At 69.5% G+C, this 17,129-nt stretch carries 10 protein-coding genes and 1 pseudogene; 4 read left to right on the top strand and 7 right to left on the bottom strand.

Annotated features, from left to right (window positions below; all coding sequences use genetic code 11):
- Nucleotides 1-77 precede the first annotated feature (77 nt).
- The 4 genes from FCN22_RS06570 to FCN22_RS06555 all read right to left on the bottom strand — a co-directional run bounded on the left by FCN22_RS06570 (nucleotide 78) and on the right by FCN22_RS06555 (nucleotide 3,402).
- The gene (locus tag FCN22_RS06570) at nucleotides 78-1,154 is read right to left on the bottom strand and encodes an ABC transporter ATP-binding protein (protein WP_137120867.1); all 1,077 of its coding nucleotides are present in this window, start codon (nucleotides 1,152-1,154) and stop codon (nucleotides 78-80) included.
- Nucleotides 1,155-1,225: 71 nt separating this feature from the next.
- A complete protein-coding gene (locus FCN22_RS06565) occupies nucleotides 1,226-2,080 on the bottom strand; it encodes an ABC transporter permease (protein WP_137120757.1) in 855 nt (284 codons plus the stop codon).
- Nucleotides 2,081-2,117: 37 nt separating this feature from the next.
- The gene (gene modA / locus FCN22_RS06560) at nucleotides 2,118-2,999 is read right to left on the bottom strand and encodes a molybdate ABC transporter substrate-binding protein (protein ID WP_238384560.1); all 882 of its coding nucleotides are present in this window, start codon (nucleotides 2,997-2,999) and stop codon (nucleotides 2,118-2,120) included.
- Nucleotides 2,992-3,402 carry a TOBE domain-containing protein gene (locus FCN22_RS06555; RefSeq protein ID WP_137120755.1) on the bottom strand — a complete coding sequence of 137 codons (411 nt, stop codon included), beginning with the start codon at nucleotides 3,400-3,402 and terminating at the stop codon, nucleotides 2,992-2,994. Before FCN22_RS06555 ends, modA begins: the two co-directional genes overlap by 8 nt.
- A 238-nt stretch (nucleotides 3,403-3,640) precedes the next feature.
- On the opposite strand from FCN22_RS06555, the gene FCN22_RS06550 reads away from it, so the two are divergent.
- Together FCN22_RS06550 and FCN22_RS06545 are read left to right on the top strand one after the other, a co-directional pair.
- Nucleotides 3,641-3,892 carry a WhiB family transcriptional regulator gene (locus FCN22_RS06550; RefSeq protein ID WP_202911443.1) on the top strand — a complete coding sequence of 84 codons (252 nt, stop codon included), beginning with the start codon at nucleotides 3,641-3,643 and terminating at the stop codon, nucleotides 3,890-3,892.
- A 420-nt stretch (nucleotides 3,893-4,312) separates the two neighbouring features.
- Complete coding sequence (locus FCN22_RS06545; protein ID WP_137120753.1) at nucleotides 4,313-12,808, top strand: SpvB/TcaC N-terminal domain-containing protein; 8,496 nt, start codon at nucleotides 4,313-4,315, stop codon at nucleotides 12,806-12,808.
- 30 nt (nucleotides 12,809-12,838) lie between these two features.
- Here the strand turns inward: FCN22_RS06545 and FCN22_RS06540 are convergent, their stop codons facing one another.
- A complete protein-coding gene (locus FCN22_RS06540) occupies nucleotides 12,839-14,038 on the bottom strand; it encodes a zinc-dependent alcohol dehydrogenase (protein ID WP_137120752.1) in 1,200 nt (399 codons plus the stop codon).
- Nucleotides 14,039-14,084: 46 nt separating this feature from the next.
- Complete coding sequence (locus FCN22_RS06535) at nucleotides 14,085-15,170, bottom strand: YihY/virulence factor BrkB family protein (RefSeq protein WP_162308146.1); 1,086 nt, start codon at nucleotides 15,168-15,170, stop codon at nucleotides 14,085-14,087.
- 201 nt (nucleotides 15,171-15,371) lie between these two features.
- Between FCN22_RS06535 and FCN22_RS06530 the strand changes: the two genes are divergently transcribed.
- The gene (locus tag FCN22_RS06530) at nucleotides 15,372-15,842 is read left to right on the top strand and encodes a nuclear transport factor 2 family protein (RefSeq protein ID WP_137120750.1); all 471 of its coding nucleotides are present in this window, start codon (nucleotides 15,372-15,374) and stop codon (nucleotides 15,840-15,842) included.
- 52 nt (nucleotides 15,843-15,894) lie between these two features.
- Complete coding sequence (locus tag FCN22_RS06525) at nucleotides 15,895-16,962, top strand: tartrate dehydrogenase (protein WP_137120749.1); 1,068 nt, start codon at nucleotides 15,895-15,897, stop codon at nucleotides 16,960-16,962.
- Between the two features lie 30 nt (nucleotides 16,963-16,992).
- Here FCN22_RS06525 and FCN22_RS22925 read toward each other — a convergent pair.
- A pseudogene (locus tag FCN22_RS22925) lies at nucleotides 16,993-17,129 on the bottom strand (IS30 family transposase); the annotation flags it as partial.

Below are 17,129 nucleotides of genomic sequence, written 5' to 3'. Positions count from 1 at the left end.
GCCGCCATGGGACACCCGGCGCCCCTCGAGCATGCAGCCCGCTCCCGCCGCGCCAGCCGGACGGCAGCGGTTGGCGGTCAGCCTCGGGTCACGTCGGGATAGGCCTCGGCCTCGGTGGCCTTGGCGGTGAGCCACACGTCCTGTCCCGGCTGCAGGCGCAGCTCTGCGACCGCGGCAGGGGTCACGTCGACCAGGGCCGACGGCCGACCCACGACCTGCACCCGGACCCGGTCGGCGAGCAGCTCGAGGCTGTCGACCGTCCCGGGCCACACGTTGCGGGAGCTGGAGTGCTCCGGCTGTTCCGTGTGCAGCGTGATGGCGGAGGGGCGGAGCACCACCAGCACGCGGTCGCCCACGAGGGCGGCATCGGTCGTCGCCACGAGCGACCCACCATCGTCGAGCGCAACGGTGCCGGTGCCCGGGTCCGACCTGCCGGCATACAGGTTGAGGCCCACCAGGCGCGCGACGTAGTCGGTGGCGGGGCGCCGGGCCACCTGCGCAGGAGCCCCCTCCTGGACCACCCTGCCGTGCTCGATGACCAGCAGCCGGTCGGCCATGACCATGGCCTCGAGCGGGTCATGGGTGACCAGGACGACGGGACCGGTGAAGTCGGCGAGGTGACGTCGCAGGGTGGTGCGGACGTCCAACCGGGTGCGGGCATCCATCGCCGCGAGTGGCTCGTCCAGCAGGAGCAGGTGGGGCTGCCCGGCGAGCGCCCTGGCGAGGGCCACCCGCTGCGCCTGCCCGCCGGAGACCTGAGCCGGGCGCCGGGACGCGAGCTCGCGGATGGAGAAGCGCTCCAGCCAGGACCCCGCGAGCTCGCGCGACCGGCGCCGGCTCGCGCCCTGCGACCTCGGTGCGAAGGCGACGTTGTCCAGCACGTCGAGGTGGGGAAAGAGCCGGTAGTTTTGGAAGACCAGCCCGACCGGCCGGCGCTGCGGCGGCACGAACGTCTCTCCCGACACGTCGTCCAGAGCCACGTCGCCCAGGTGGATCGAACCGCTGGTGAGCGCGGTCAGCCCGGCGAGCGCCCGCAGCAGCGTGCTCTTCCCGGCGCCGTTGGGACCCAGCACGCCCAGCACCTCCCCGGGGCCGACGCGGAGCGAGACCTCGAGCCGGAAGTCGCCGCGGTCGACGCAACCGTCGACGCGCAGGGAGGGCTCAGTGCGCGGGTCCCCGGCTGGGGGGCGGGGTGGCGATGCGCTGCGGGCACCGGGGACCGGGTTCACCCCTCACGCCCCACGCGCAGCCACCGGTCTCGCAGGCCGGCGAGCACTGCGACGGACACCACGAGCAGCACCAGGGACAACGCGATCGCCGCTTCGGGGTCGGTCTGCAACGCGAGGTAGACCGCGAGCGGCATCGTCTGGGTTCGTCCCGGGAAGTTGCCGGCGAAGGTGATGGTGGCGCCGAACTCGCCGAGTGCCCTCGCCCAGGCGAGGACCGCGCCGGCGGCCAGCGAGGGGACGATCATCGGCAGCGTGACGCGGCGGAAGATCGTCAGGCGGGAGGCCCCGAGGGTCGCTGCCGCCTCCTCGTAGCCCCGGTCGGCGGCGCGGAACGCTCCTTCCACCGTGACGACCAGGAAGGGCATCGCCACGAACGCCTCGGCCATCACGACTCCGGCGGTGGTGAACGGGAGGGTGATGCCGAGCCACTGGTCGAGATATCGACCGAGCACTCCCTCGCGGCCGAACGCGAGCAGCAGGGCCACGCCACCCACCACCGGCGGCAGCACCAGCGGAAGGGTGACGAGGGCACGCAGCAGGCTGACACCCCGGGCGCGCGACCGCGCCAGGACCCAGGCGAGGGGCACGCCGACCAGCACCGAGATCACCGTCGCGCAGGTCGCGCACACCAGCGACAAGCGCAGTGCATCCAGCACCCGGCTGTCGGTCAGGATCCCGCCGAGGCCGCGCCACGGGGCACGAATCACCAGCGCCAACAACGGAATCAGCAGGAAGAGTGCGCCGAGCAGTGCCGGCACGCCCAGCGGCCACGGCACCCCGCCGCGGTCGTTGACAGTGCGGATCGCGCGCGCCGAGCGGGTGGCCTCCGCGACCCTTCGCTGGACCGTCACGGTCGCTACCTCACCCTCTCGCGGCACCGGTTCGACGTCATGGCTTCGTGAACCCGCCGGACCTCATGACCGACCCGCCGTGGGGGGACAGCACGTAGTCGGTGAACGCCCGCGCCGCCGCCGCGTTGCCTGAGTGCTTGAGCACGGCGATCGGGTAGTCGGTCGAGGCGTTCACCCGTGACGGGATCCGGATCCCCGCGACCTTGCTGCCCGCCGTCTTGACGTCGGTGACGTAGACCAGCCCGGCGTCCACCTCGCCCAGCGCCACCTTGGTCAGCACCGACTTCACGTCGGTCTCCAGGCTCACGGGCGTCACGTTGACACCCGCCTTGGCGAAGACCCGGCGGGCGATGACCCCGCAGGGCACCTCCGGTTGGCACACGGCCACCTTCAGCCCGGGCCGCCCCAGGTCGTCCACCCCGGTGACGTGCGCGGGGTTCGTGGCCGGGATCGCGATCTCCATGACGTTCTTGGCAAAGGTGGTGGCCCTGTCGGCGTTTCCCTGCTTCAGGACCTGCGTCATGTTGGTCGTGGAGGCCGACGCGAAGACGTCGGCCGGAGCGCCTTGGTTGATCTGGGTGGCCAGCCCGGAGCTCGGGCCGAAGTTGAGCACGACCTTGGTGCCCGGGTGGGCCTCCTCGAACTGACGGCCCAAGGTGGTGAACGTCTCGGTGAGCGAAGCGGCTGCAAAGACGTTGACCGTCCCCGCGACCTCGCCGCCGGAGGGTTGATCGGTCGCCGCCGGCCCCGCTGTGCTCTGGCTCTGGCCGGACGGCCGGTCAAGAGCCGTGGGCCGGCTCGTCCCGCAGGCCGACAGCACCAGAGCGATGGCCAGTCCCGCCGCCACCGCACCCCCGCGCCTCCCGAGTGCGGGTCGTGGGTGCACGGGCCGTCGCCTCGGGACGGAGGCGTCAGTCACTTGCGGGGACCTCGACGACGACATGGGTCGACTTCACGGAGGCAACGGCGAGCACCCCGGGCTCGAGGGCGAGCTCGTCGGCGGCCTCACGGCTCATCAGGGAGACGATCCGGTGCGGCCCGGCCTGCATCTCGACCTGCGCCATCACGGTGTCCCGGGTGACCTTGGTGACCAAGCCGGTGAAGCGGTTGCGAGCCGACTCGGACACCACGGGCCGCGGCACGGGACGTTCGGCACCGGCCGCGAGGCCCTCCGCGAACTCCGCCAGGTCCGCGCCCTCGATCGTCTGGCGGCCGGAGCCGTCCGGGGACGTGGCCAACCGCCCCGCGTCTGCCCAGCGGCGGACCGTGTCGTCGCTCACGCCGAGCAGCTCGGCCGCCTGCCGGATGCGATACCTGGCCATGACCTGGAGCCTAGCAACATTTGCGCCTGTGATCGACAAATCTAGCGGCAGCTGCGGAAGCACTGCGAAATGGGTGCACCGCATTCACGGATGGGCACCACCAAACCCGACGGCGTGACGATGGCTCGGCGACCTCAGGGGACGACGGCCGCGATCGCGCGGCCCGCTCAGGTGTCGCTTGACCTCAACCGCACTTGAGGTCGTTGGCTGGTCCTCGAGGACCACCGAGAGGACTCCCGTGACCACCGACGACCGAAGTCTGGCCTGCGTCGGGTCCGGGTCGGCGCTGTTCTTCAGCGACCTGCCCGACGACATCGAGGCCGCCAAGTTTCTCTGCGCTGGCTGCCCGTTCCGAGTTGCGTGTCTCGCCGGCGCCCTGGACCGAGCCGAGCCGTGGGGCGTCTGGGGTGGTGAGCTGCTGCAGGACGGGCACGTCATCGCCCGCAAGCGTCGCCGCGGCAGACCACGCAAGTCGGAGCACGCCGCCTGACCCCAAGACACCTCTCCCTGCTGCACATTGAGGTCGGTCCGCGATCACACGGCATCCGTGCACTCTCGGAGAGTCAAGGGTTGTTCAAGAAGTGGTCGTTTTTCGGTCCGCGATCTAATCAGTCTGCCTGGAACTAGTCCCAACTGACTATGGCCGACCGCAGAGGGCGCCGATAACGTGAATCGGCGGCTCGCCCCAGGGCGGGCATCCGGGGCGCTCGACCCTTCCTCCTCCATCCCATGTGCGGGGAGTGACCGATCGCCCAGACCAAGCGTCATCGCAGTCGCCACGAGCGAGTCTTGCAGCCGCTCCTCGGCCCACCGTCCTTGTCCCCCCGTGTTTTGCGTGGCCAGCCTGTAGACGAGGGACTCCTCGCTGCGGTTCCGACGCCGACTGACGTGGCCACGCTCGAGGAGAACCATGTCTGCACGTCCCGGTCGCCTACTCGTCGCCGCGGTCGCGGCAACCACCGCGCTGGCACTGGTGATTGCCTCACCGATGCCCGCAAACTCCGAGGCGTTGTCCGGCGCTGCGTCGAGCACCCTGGCCCGTGAGGGACAGACGACGCCGCAGGACCTCGGGGCCGGAGACCTGGACGGCCTGCAGTACGCCGACCCAGGGTCGCAGATCAACCTGATGCAACCCCCACAGGCGAACAGCCATGGCAGCGCCGCGATCAGCTTCCCGCTCGACATCCCAGCCGGACGGGCCGGGATGCAACCCGACCTGACCCTCTCCTACGACTCGTCGGCGGGTGACGGCTGGATGGGCATGGGTTGGAACCTCGACGTAGGAAGCGTGGGCGTCGACACCCGATGGGGTGTCCCCCGTTACCTGCCCGACAAGGAGAGCGAGACCTACACGCTCGATGGCGAGGTCCTGAGTCCCACCGCCGTCCGGTCCACGTTCGCGCAGCGCGAGCCGGAGCGCGACGACTTCTCCCGGCGAGTCGACACGGAACGGGAACGGATCACCCGCCACGGCACGAACCCGAAGAACTACTGGTGGGAGGTGGAGGACAAGGCCGGAAACCATCGCTACTACGGCGGGGAGCCGCTCCCGGACGGGACCGAGCACCGAGTGCCGGCCGCGATCCTCACCGACGACCACGACAACGCCTACCGCTGGGGCCTCACGGCCGAGACAGACGTCAGCAGCAACATCGTGCGCTACAGCTACGAGGAGGTCGATGGCACCGGAGTCGGCCACGACCAGGAGACCCTCGGGCGCCAGATGTACCTGAAGAGTGTCGAGTACACCGGGTCGCTGGCCAAGGGCGTGCCGGACGACCCGGCATACAAGGTCGTGTTCACCCGTGACAAGGGCGCGGGCGATCACATCATCAGCGGTCGTGGCGGATTCCTGGAGGTGACCTCGGACCGATTGGCAAGCGTTTCCGTCTACTACGGGGCACCGGCCACGGATGGTTCCGCGCGGCCGACCCACGACGTGCTCTCGGGTCGGTACACCTTCAGTTACGACACCGGTCCGTTCGGCAAGTCGCTGCTGACGTCCGTGGGCCGTGCCGGGTCGGACGGCAACGTCTACGCCACCCACAGACTCGACTACTACGACGATGCGCAGGACCCCGCCGGGGTCTACCAGGGATTCGCGGCCGCCCAGGACTGGAAGACCGGCGACGACGGACTCGGCGACATCCTGGACGTCGGTGCGCTCGGCGGCTCGGTCTCCAACGCGGGTGACGTGCACGCCTACCTGGGCTTCAACCCGGCCGACCCGTTGAAGGTGGGATCGTTCGGCGGCTCGTTGACCATCAGCGGTGGCGCCACCGAAGGCGTCGCAGAGCTGATGGACATCAACGGAGACATGCTGCCCGACAAGGTGTTCCGTTCCGGCCCGGGCAAGACGGTGCAGTACCGCCTCAACACGAGCGGTCCCGGCGCGTCGGGCACACCGACGTTCGGCGCCGCTCACCAGGTGATCGACCAGCCGGTCGACCAGCTCTCCACCGAGGCCCACGTGGGCTTCGGTGGCGGGCCTGAGGCCTATCCGGGTGTCGCGGTCCAGTTCGGCATCGGCGCAGACTTCGCGATCGGCGAGGACTACTTCACCGACGTGAACAACGACGGACTGCCCGATTTCGTGCACGCCGGCGACGTCTTCTTCAACCACCTCGGCGTCACCGGCGTGCCGACGTTCGGCTCCGACTCCGGCGCCACGTCCGTGCCCATCGACGACGGCACCGTGGACATCGGCACGATCGAGCGGCTGAAGGGGCTCGCCGCGCAGGCGCGTGACCAGTCCCCGCTGCAGGACACCGTGCGGCGCTGGGTCGCCCCCTACTCCGGAACCGTCTCCGTCGCCGGAGCGGCGACCTACGATCCTCGTGACGACACCGGGAAGTCCTGGACTCCCGCGCACGGCGACGGCGTACGGGTCGCCATCCAGCGCAACGGCGACGAGCTCTGGCACGCGGGCATGACCACCCCGGGGGCCACGGTCTCCCCCACCGGCGTCGGCGGCGTCACCGTGCAGCGCGGCGATCACATCTACTTCCGCGTGCAGTCGGTCGACGACGGAGCCGGCGACCGCGTCGACTGGCAGCCCGTCATCGACTACACGTCCGTCCAGAACGACACGTCCACCGCTCCGGCAGACGTCAACGGCCGCAGTCAGACCCGGTATGACGCGAAGGCGGACTTCACGCTCGCCGGACGACCGCACACCACCGTCCTGATGCCGCTGAAGGGCACAGTGCACCTGGCCGGAGCGTTGGTGAAGCCGTCGGTCACCACCGACGACGTCACCGTGCAGGTGATCAGGAACGGCGCCGTCATCTGGCACCAGACGATCCCCGCCGGTCACGCCTCCACCACGCCGGTGGACGTGGCGACGGACTTCGACGTGGCCGCCCCCGACCAGGACCAACCCGGCAGCGGCGACCGGATCCAGGTGCGACTTGCCGTCGACTCGCCCATCGACGTCTCCGACCTGTCCTGGACCCCGCAGCTCTACTACACGTCGGCGACCGCGGGCGGAAAGACGCTCGACGTCACCCAGACGGTCGACATCCGCGACGAGAACGGCACGTTCCTGCGCACGGTGACCGAGCCGACCTACCAGGTGCAGATCCCGCCCGACATCGACGTCTACCCGCAGAGCGCGGCCGCCGTCCCGGTCCGGCCATGGACCTCCACGGTGCAGGGTGCCGCCACGGCCACCGCGGGTCTGAGCCTGGCCGGGGACCACCCCGCCGGTTACGCGGTCCTGACCGTCAAGCAGCGGGGCGTCCTGGTCGCCAAGAAGCGGCTCGGGATCGCCGCCGACGCCACCTCGATCGGCACCGCCGACCTTGCGGTCGACCTGGACCAGGGCGAGGACTACTGGTTCGCGATCACGGTGCCCGACCCGCAGATCTCCGAGAAGGTGCTCGGCTCCTCGGTCAAACTGTCCTGGAAGGACGGGGACGCCACCACGTCGGCGACGGTGCCCAGCACCAGGTACTGGGCCGGCCGGCAGGGCGTGTTCCCGCTGGCCTACCGCGGCTGGGCCTACGCCGGCTACGACGGCGACGGCGACCGCGCGAGCCAGCCGATCGTGGAGTCCGACTTCGAGTTCGACCAGGACGACTTCCCCGACTCCAAGCCCACCGGCTGGAACTCCGACGGTTCCTACAAGGACCCCGCCAAGGGAAAGTCCTTCGCCTTCATCCCGACCTGGCTCGAGGTCCGCAACGCCGATGGGACGGTCAAGCAACAGGTGCCGGTCTGGCAGGGAGCCAAGGACAACCTGCTCGGCGGCGCCGACTTCGCGAGCTCCTCCCGCACCGGCGTCGACAGTCCCGACTCGCTGCAGCCCACCCCCGGCGGCGACGCGCGGGCCACTCGACGCCTCGCCGTGACCGGACCGACCTTCTCCCTCACCGCAGGACTCGGCCCGCTGTCGGCGTCCTTCGCCGGCGGCACGAGCTTCGGCCTCCTCGACTACCTCGACATGAACGGCGACTCCTTCCCCGACGTGGTCGCGCCCGGCAAGGTGCAGTACACCGGCCCTCGCGGCGGCTACCTCGACCACCACGATGCTGCCGACGTGGTGCGTCAGGACGCCACGTTCGCTGTCGGCGGCGGGTTCAGTGGCGCACCGATCGGCATCAAGGCCAACGCCCTCGGCAACACGACCGCGGCGGGCAAGAATTCGACGGTCAGCAACGGCAAGGCTGCTGCCGGACCTGGTGCCGCCAGCAAGGGTGGAGAAGCCTCCCATGACGAGTACGGCGTCTCGATCGGTGCCGGGCTCAGCATCAACGCCCAGTTCAGCAACCCCAACACGCAGGACGTCGGCGGCGACGAGGGCTTCTCCGACCTGCCTGACGACGCGGTCGCGCCCTTCGAGCGCGACCTCGCGGACATGAACGGGGACGGCCTGCCCGACCGGGTGAAGGCCGGCGTCGACGGTGTCACGGTCGAGCTCAACCTCGGCTACGGCTACAGCGATCCGATCGCCTGGGCCAAGGGCGGATTCGAGACCGGCGCGTCATACTCCGGCTCCATCACCCCGAACCTCGGGTTCGAGATCAACGACAAGGCCTTCTCGGGCGGTGTCTCGGACACCGAGTCGGTGGACCTGTCGAGCTACTCCTGGGCAGACGTCAACGGTGACGGCATCGCGGACCGCCTGCACCAGACCGGCGGCAAGGTCATGGTGGCCTTCGGCAACGGTTCCAGCCTCGCCAAGGAGGTCCAGTACGGCACGATGGCCGAGGGCACCTTCGAGCTGTCCGGGGGCCTCCCCGACTTCGGCGACATCCCCCTCGGCCAGCAGTCGGCGGTCGGACGCACCAGGGGCATCGGCGGTGGCGCCGACTTCACCTTCGGCATCGGTCCGCTCTGCATCGCCGCGTGCTACATCATCGTCAACCCCGGTGCGCACTACGACCACAGCGTCAGCACCACACAGGTCGCGCTGACCGACGTCAACGGTGACGGTTACCCCGACTCCGTCAAGAGCACCGAGGACTCCGGGATGTCGGTGCGGCTCAACAACCACGGCCGCACGAACCTGCTCAAGTCGGTGGCCAACCCGCTCGGCGGTTCCTTCGAGCTCGACTACCGGCGCGGTGGCAACAGCGTCGCCCAGCCTTACTCCCAGTGGCTACTCGGCAGCGTCACGACGAAGGACGGCCGGCCAGGAGACGGCCCCGACACCCTGCTCACCACCTTCGCCTACCAGGGCAACTCGTTCAACGCGTTGGAGCGTGAGCTGCTCGGCTTCAGCACCGTCACGGAGACGCAGCGCGAGTTCGCCGGCGACGCCGATCCGTACGACGACCCGGTCCTGCGCTCGGTGCAGCACGAATACCTCAACGGCAACGTCTTCGAGTCGGGTCTGGAGACGAGCACCACCCTCCTGCGGGCAGACGGGACCCGGGCCAAGCAGACCCGGAACTCCTGGTCGCTGATCGACCTCGCCACCGGAGAGCCGGCCGACCTGGCCCCGGCGACAGCCGACCCCGCGGGCACCCGCCTGCTGCGAATGGCCGTCGCCCCGCAACTGGCAAGCACCACCCAGTCCTGGTACCGCCCGGACTCGAGCCTCGGGGAGAAGACCACCACCGTGTTCGCCTACGACGGGCGCGGCAACCTCGTGCAGCAGATCGACGGCGGCGAGTCGGAGACCGATGCCGACAACCTCGTCGCCCTGACCACCTACTCCGACTGCCTGCCCGGTAGCTGGCTGTCGATTCCCGCCACCTTCGTGGTGCACGAGCAGAGCGCGACCGGCCCGGTGCTGCGCCAGCGCGACGGGTCGGCCGACCTGTGCGCGAACGGGGCACCGACCAAGATCGTCGAGTCGGTCTCCTCCGGTTCCACGGTCACCAGCACCATGACGTTCGACTCCTGGGGCAACTACAACCAGGTCGTCCACCCCGGACCCGACGGCCAGCCCGACGGATACACCGTCGACTACACCTATGACGGCGACCGCCACACCGACATCGCGAAGACCGTGGACAGCCACGGGCTCACCGCGACCGCGGAGTACGACGGGTCGACCGGCTTGGTCACCTCCCGCACCGACGCGAACAGCCAGGTGACGTCATACGGCTATGATCCGCAGTCCCGGATGGTCAGCATCACCGGCCCCTACCAGCAGGGCAGCGACCATCACACGGTCGACTTCTCCTACCACCCCGGGGACACCCCCGGACTCGACGACTACAGCTATGCCGTCGCGTCACACTTCGACGTGCTGCACCCGGACGACCCGATCCAGACCGTCGCCTTCGTCGACGGCCTGGGCCGGCAGACCGAGACCAAGCAGGACGCCACCGTGTTCACCGGCCGCGACAACCCCGGCGGTAACGACGTCATGGCCGTCGGCGGCGCGATCGAGTTCGACTCACTCGGAAGGCTGGTCAAGCAGTGGTATCCCACCACGGAGCCTCTCGGCACGATCAGCGCCTACAACACGAACCTCTCGCCCGTGCCTCCGGTGCAGACGACGTATGACGTGGCTGACCGGGTCACCAAGGAGGTTCGGCCCAGCGGCGCGACGACCACGCACGACTACGGGTTCGGTGGGTCCGCCGATCTCGGGTCCACGGTGTTCACGACGACGACCACCGACAACGCCGGCAACCAGCAGCGCCGCTACAGCGACGTCCGCGACAACACCCTCATCGTGGACGCGCTGCCGCAGGACGCGCCTCGCCTGCGCACCCGCTATGCGTATGACGGGCTGAGCCAGCTGCTCAGTGTCACCGACCCCGGCGGCAACACCACGACGCACGGCTATGACCTGCTGGGCCACGTCACGTCCACCGACACTCCGGATGCGGGGCTGGTGCAGGACACCTACGACGGCGCGGGCAACCTCGTGCGCAAGGTGGATGCCAACCTGCGGGCAGCCGGCCAGGCCATCAGCTACACCTATGACCAGGACCGGCTGACGGCGATCGACCACCCGGACGGCACTCCCGACGTGCACTACAGCTACGGCGACGCCGGAGCCGCAGGCAACGCCGCAGGACGAGTCACCGTGGTGGACGACGGAGCCCGCCACCAGGAACTCACCTACGACCCGTTGGGCGCGGTGGCCAGCGAACGGTCGACGATGAAGCTGCACAACCTCAACGACGAGACCGCCGAGAGCCACACGTACACGACGGATCTCAGCTACGACGCCTTCGGCCGACTGCTCACCCTGGACTACCCGGACGGGGAGGTGCTCACGCACGGCTACGACTCAGGCGGCCTGCTGGACTCCCTGGTCGGCGAGAAGGCCGGCCACACCTACACCTACCTCGACCGGTTGGAGTACGACCAGTTCCAGGACCGGCGGTTCCAGCAGACCGGCAACGGGGTGTGGACGGAATACACCTACGGGACGAAGAACCGGCTGGTGGACCGGATCCAGACGGTGACCCCCGACCGGGAGGTGCAGGACCTCAACTACAGCTACGACAAGGTCGGCAACGTGACCCAGGCCGACAACGCCCTTCCCGCGCCGGAGCCCAGCCTCTACGGCGGGCCGAGCACCCAGTCCTACCAGTACGACCCGTACTACCGGCTCGTCTCGGCCAACGGGCACTACGCGTTCCAGGGCAAGAAGCAGCGCCGCTACTCCTCCACCCTGACACTGGACGACCTGGGCAACATCACCTCGAAGACCCAGACCGACGAGATCTCCGACAACGGTCGGAAGTGGCTCGTGCAGCAGCCCACCACCTACACGCTCGACCCGACCTACGGCGCCGAGGGGCCGCACCAGGTGACCCACAACGGCACGCGCAGCTACACCCACGACGCCGGCGGCAACCTCACCGGGTGGACCGACGACGAGACCGGGCAACGCCGCATCGTCACCTGGGACGCGACGGGCCACGCCAGCTCGGTGGCGGACAACGGCAGCACCACGCGCTACACCTACGACGACACCGGCCGGTTGGCCATCGAGCGCGGGCCCGGCGGCGAGAAGGCCTTCGTCAACCAGTGGTACACGGTGCTCAACGGCGAGATCGCCTGGAAGGACGTCTTCGCCGGCACCGACCGCATCGCCACCCAGAAGGCCATGCCCGACGGCGAGCTCGAACAGAAGCGATACTTCCTGCACAAGGACCTCCAGGGCAGCACCAACGTCATCACCGACCCCGAGGGGCTCGTGTTCGAGCACCTGGAGTACTTCCCGGGCGGGGAGACCTGGGTGCTGGAGCACAGCGACATCCACCGCACTCCCTACCTGTATGCCGGTGGCTACCTGGACGAGGTCCGTGGCCTGATCAACCTCGGGCAGCGCTGGTACGACCCGCGGGAGGAGTTCCTCTACAGCCCGGACCCCGCGTTGACGCAGGACCCCCGTGCGGTGGTGGACGACCCGTCCCTGCTGCCGGCCTACACCTACGCCGAGTCCAACCCTGTCCGGCTGACCGACCCCGACGGGAGGGCACCCACCTCCGTCCGGGACCGGCTGCGGTCCGACTTCGACAAGTTCGACACGGCGCGCAAGATCAACGCGGCGCTGGCCAGCGGAGGCTCGGACCAACGAGTCGGCGACACGAGCCGTCTCTCCCCACTGTGGCGGTTTGCGACGTCGGACGGGGGAAAGCGCTGGACCGCCCTGAGCAAGGCGCTCGACTCCGCGCCTCTCGTGAAGCTCGAGTTCGCCCAGAGCGAGTCGGGATGGGGCCTGCGCAAAGTCACGATCTCGCCGCTCCTCATCAGCGCCGCGTCCAAGGAGTTCACGGTCGGCGGCCCTGAGCCTGCGGCCGGCGCAGCCACTGCTGCAGGTAGCAGCCCGCCGGCAGACCCGGGGTCGGTGGTGCCGTCCGGTGCCCCAGCAGTGGAGCAACCGGGAACCGTCAGGTCACGACCCAGGGCGGCGAGCGCCCCTGCGGCCCTGGGGTCCGCCGCGCACGGCGGAGGTGCGGCACCTGAACCGCTTCCGGAGTCGCCGTGAGCCGACCGGACGCCGCAGCAGCTCCCCGGCTCAGCCGCCCGCACCGTCCGGGTGCAGCACCACCTTGACGCAACCGTCCTGCTTGGCCCGGAACATGGGGTAGGCCTCCGCGGCTCGCGACAAGGGCCAGCGGTGGGTGGCCAGCGTCTCGACGCCCAACACGTCGTCGTCCCGCCGCAGCACGTCGAGGATCTCGTCGGTCCAGCGCCGCACGTTGGCCTGCCCCATCCGGATCGTCAGCTGCTTGTCGAACATGACCAACATCGGCATCGGGTCAGCCATCCCGCCGTAGACACCGATGACCGACACGGTCCCGCCTCGACGGGCGCAGTGCATGGCGCTGTGCAGAGCCTGGAGCCGGTCCACCCCCACCCTCTCCATCGCCGCGCGGGCCGCGGCGTCGGGCAGCAACCCGACCCCCTTGATGACCTGCTCCACCACGGGGTTGCCGTGCGCCTCCATACCGACGGCATCGATGACGCTGTCGGCTCCCCTGCCCGAGGTCGCCTCGAGCACCGCGGCCGGGACGTCGTCCACGGCGCGGATGTCCAAGGTCTCAGCCCCATGCTCCTGCGCCGCCCGCAGCCGCTCGGGCACCAGGTCGACGCCGATCACCCGCCCCGCGCCCAGGTGGCGGGCAATCCGGGCGGCCATCAGCCCGATGGGACCGAGCCCGAGCACGACGACCGTGCTGCCCTGCGCCACATCGGCGTAGCGCACCGCCTGCCACGCGGTCGGGAGCACGTCGGAGAGGTAGAGGTATCTCTCGTCCGGCCCCTCCCCCGGAAGCTTGATCGGCCCGTACTGCGCCTCGGGCACCCGCACGTACTCGGCCTGCCCACCCGGCACCGAACCGTAGAGCGAGGTGTAGCCGAACAGCGCCGCGCCCTTGCCCTGGGAGGTGACCTGTGTGGTCTCGCACTGCGACTGCAGGCCGTTGCGGCACATCCAGCACCGACCGCAGGAGATGTTGAACGGCACGACCACCCGGTCTCCGACCTCCAGGTCCCCGACGTCGTCGCCGACCGCCTCGACGACGCCCATGAACTCGTGCCCCAGCACGTCGCCCGGGGACAGGTAGGGCGCCAACACGTCATACAGGTGCAGGTCGGACCCACAGATCGCCGTGGACGTCACCCGGACCACGGCGTCGGTCGGCTGCTGTATCCCGGGGTCCGGGACGTCGGTCACCTCGACCTTCCGCGGGCCCTGCCACGTCAGTGCACGCATAGCGGCTCCCTCCCTCTCGGCGGCTTCCTACCCGTCCGGCGGGATCTCACTCCCGGTGGTCGTGCGGGTCGTCGGAGCTGCGTCCCTCGGTGCGCCGGAGCTCGGCGCCCCGCCGTTCGGCCTCGTCCCCCTGCTCGCGGCGCTTGACGATGCCACGGTCGTCACGCAGCCCGAGCTGCAGCCGCTCCTCGGCCGGTAGGCCGGACTGGAGCTCCCTTCCGCGCTCCATCTCGGCGTCGAGCTCGGCGCCGAAGAGCAGAGCCACGTTGGTGATCCACAGCCACAACAGGAAGACGATGACACCGGCGAGCGTGCCGTAGGTCTTGTTGTAGTTGGAGAAGTTCGCGATGTAGAAGGCAAAGGCGAGCGACAGCACCAGCCACGTGATGATGGCGACTGCGGCACCGACGCTGATCCAGCGGAACCTGGGCTGTTTCACGTTGGGCGTGGCGTAGTAGAGGATCGCCACGATCAGGACGAGCACGATCAGCAGGGCGGGCCATTTCGCGATCTGCCAGACCGTGACCGCGGTGGACCCCAACCCGATGATGTTGCCGATCCCCTCGGCCAGGGGGCCGGAGACGACCAGCACCAGCAGCACGGCCGCCACCAGCACGACGAGCACACAGGTCACGAGCAACATCCACGGCCGAAGCTTCCAGATCGGCCGGCCCTCCTCGATGTCGTAGACGCGGTTCAGCGACCGTCCGAAAGCCCCGACGTAGCCCGACGCCGACCACACCGCGCCGGCGAGTCCGAGCACGAAGGCCAGTCCGCCACCGGAGCTGTGGGCGAGGGACTCCACCGTCGGCCGCAGGGTGTCGACCGACTTGGCCCCGCCGACGTCCGACAGGAGGCCGAGCAGGGTGTCGATGCTCTGCTTGCTCTTGCCGAACAACGAGATCAGCCCCAGCACGGCGATCAGCCCGGGGAACAGGGCCAGCAGTGCCCGGTAGGTCAGTGCGGCCGCCAGATCGGTGCAGTGGTCCGCCGAGAACTCGCGGAAGGTCCTCCGGGCAACGTACTTCCACGCCGCCCCGGTCAGCTTCGTCGGGGACGAGACCTTCCCCTCGCCTGCTTCGGGGCGGTGCCGGCTCGAGGGCTGAGTCGTCCCCACGTCGTCGTCGCTCACGGTTGGCCCTCCATTGGTCGGTGGTGGCGTGTGCCTTCTACCCCGGCGACGCCGGACCACGCACCCCCAACACTCGCGCCCTGTCCGCGCCCGAGGGGCCGCTGCGGGCCGCGCGGGAATGACAACCCCCGCGGTGCCGGTTGACCTGAACAGGTCACCGTGGCAGCGGGCCACGTGGACCACGAGAAGATCGGAGCCGCTATGACGGTCAAGCCCCCAGTCCCTCCCTTCACCCGGGAGTCGGCCATCCAGAAGATCCGGGGAGCCGAGGACGCCTGGAACCGACAGGATCCCGAACAGGTGGCCCTCGCCTACACCGAGGACAGCCGATGGCGCAACCGGGACAGCTTCGTGCAGGGACGCGAGCAGATCGTCGAGTTCCTGCGCAGCAAGTGGTCCAAGGAGCTGGACTACCACCTCGTCAAGGAGCTATGGGCGACCGAGGGCAGCCGCATCGCGGTCCGCTACTGCTACGAGTCCCATGACCCGTCGGGGCAGTGGTGGCGTTCCTTCGGCAACGAGGACTGGGACTTCGACGAGAACGGCTTGATGCACACCAGGCACTCCAGCATCAACGACGTGCCGATCGAGGAGTCCGAGCGCGTGCTGCGCTGGGAGAGCGGCCAGCCGCGGCCCGAGGGGCACCCCGGCCTGACCGAGCTGGGGTTCTGAACCGCGACCCGCGCTCCCATAGACTGCAGGGCCACCGCGAGAGGATGAGCCCGTGCCCAACAGCGAGACCTACACGATCGACGTGATCCCCGGAGACGGGATCGGCCAGGAAGTGGTCCCGGCGGCCATCTCCTGCCTCGATGAGGTCGCCTCCCAGGGCGACTTCAGCATCCAGTGGCGGCATCGCGCATGGGGCTCGGAGCACTACCACGCCACGGGCCGGATGATGCCGGAGGACGGCATCGAGCAGCTCTCCTCCGGCCAGGGCATCCTTCTCGGCGCCGTGGGCGATGCCTCCATCCCCGACGACGTGACGCTGTGGGGCCTGCTGATCCCGATCCGTCGCGAGTTCGAGCAGTACGCCAACCTGCGACCGAACCGCACCCTCCCCGGTGTGCCGTCGCCGGTGGGCGACAAGGACGTCGACATGGTGATCGTCCGGGAGAACGTGGAGGGCGAGTACTCCGAGGTCGGCGGGCGCTTCCACCGCGGCAAGCCCGACGAGTTCGCGGTCCAGGACGCGGTCTTCACCCGGGCAGGAATCGAGCGGGTCACCCGGTTCGCCAGTGAGCTGGCCTCGTCGCGCTCGGGCCGGCTGGTCTCTGCGACCAAGTCCAACGGCATCATCCACACCATGCCGTTCTGGGACGAGGTGGTGCAGGAAACGGTCGCCCAGTACGACGGTGTCTCCCTCGAGAAGGTCCTGGTCGACGCACTCGCCGCCCGCCTGGTGTTGAAGCCAGAGGGCGTCGACGTCATCGTGGCCTCCAACCTCTTCGGTGACATCCTGTCCGACCTGGCGGCGGCCGTGACCGGATCGATCGGCATCGCCCCCAGCGCCAACCTCAACCCCGAGGGCCGCCATCCCTCCCTGTTCGAGCCCGTGCACGGCAGCGCTCCGGACATCGCAGGTCAGGGACTGGCCAACCCGGTCGCGGCCATCTGGGCAGGGGCGATGATGTTGCAGCACCTCGGCCAGCAGGACGCCGCAGCCCGGCTCGAGCGAGCCTTCACCGAGGTCCTGGCCGGGGGAACCAAGACCGCGGACCTCGGTGGCACAGCGAGCACCGAGTCCTTCACCGAGGCCGTCCTCACGAGCCTCCGCAACGACCCCTCGTGAGGAATCATCGTGAGGTTTCGGCCGGCGGATTCAAGCGGTGGGTGCAACACCGTGTGGATCTGACTGTTCCGACAGTAGTTGGTCGAGGGCTTCGGCGGGGGTGCGCCAGCCGAGGCGTTTGCGGGGCCGGTCGTTGAGCTCGGCGGCGACCATGTCCAGGTAGCCCG

This window comes from Segeticoccus rhizosphaerae, assembly GCF_005222685.1.
Classification (GTDB): Bacteria; Actinomycetota; Actinomycetes; order Actinomycetales; family Dermatophilaceae; genus Segeticoccus; species Segeticoccus rhizosphaerae.
Note: the sequence above shows the minus strand (reverse complement) of the source record. Positions and strands in the feature narration are given on the sequence as shown.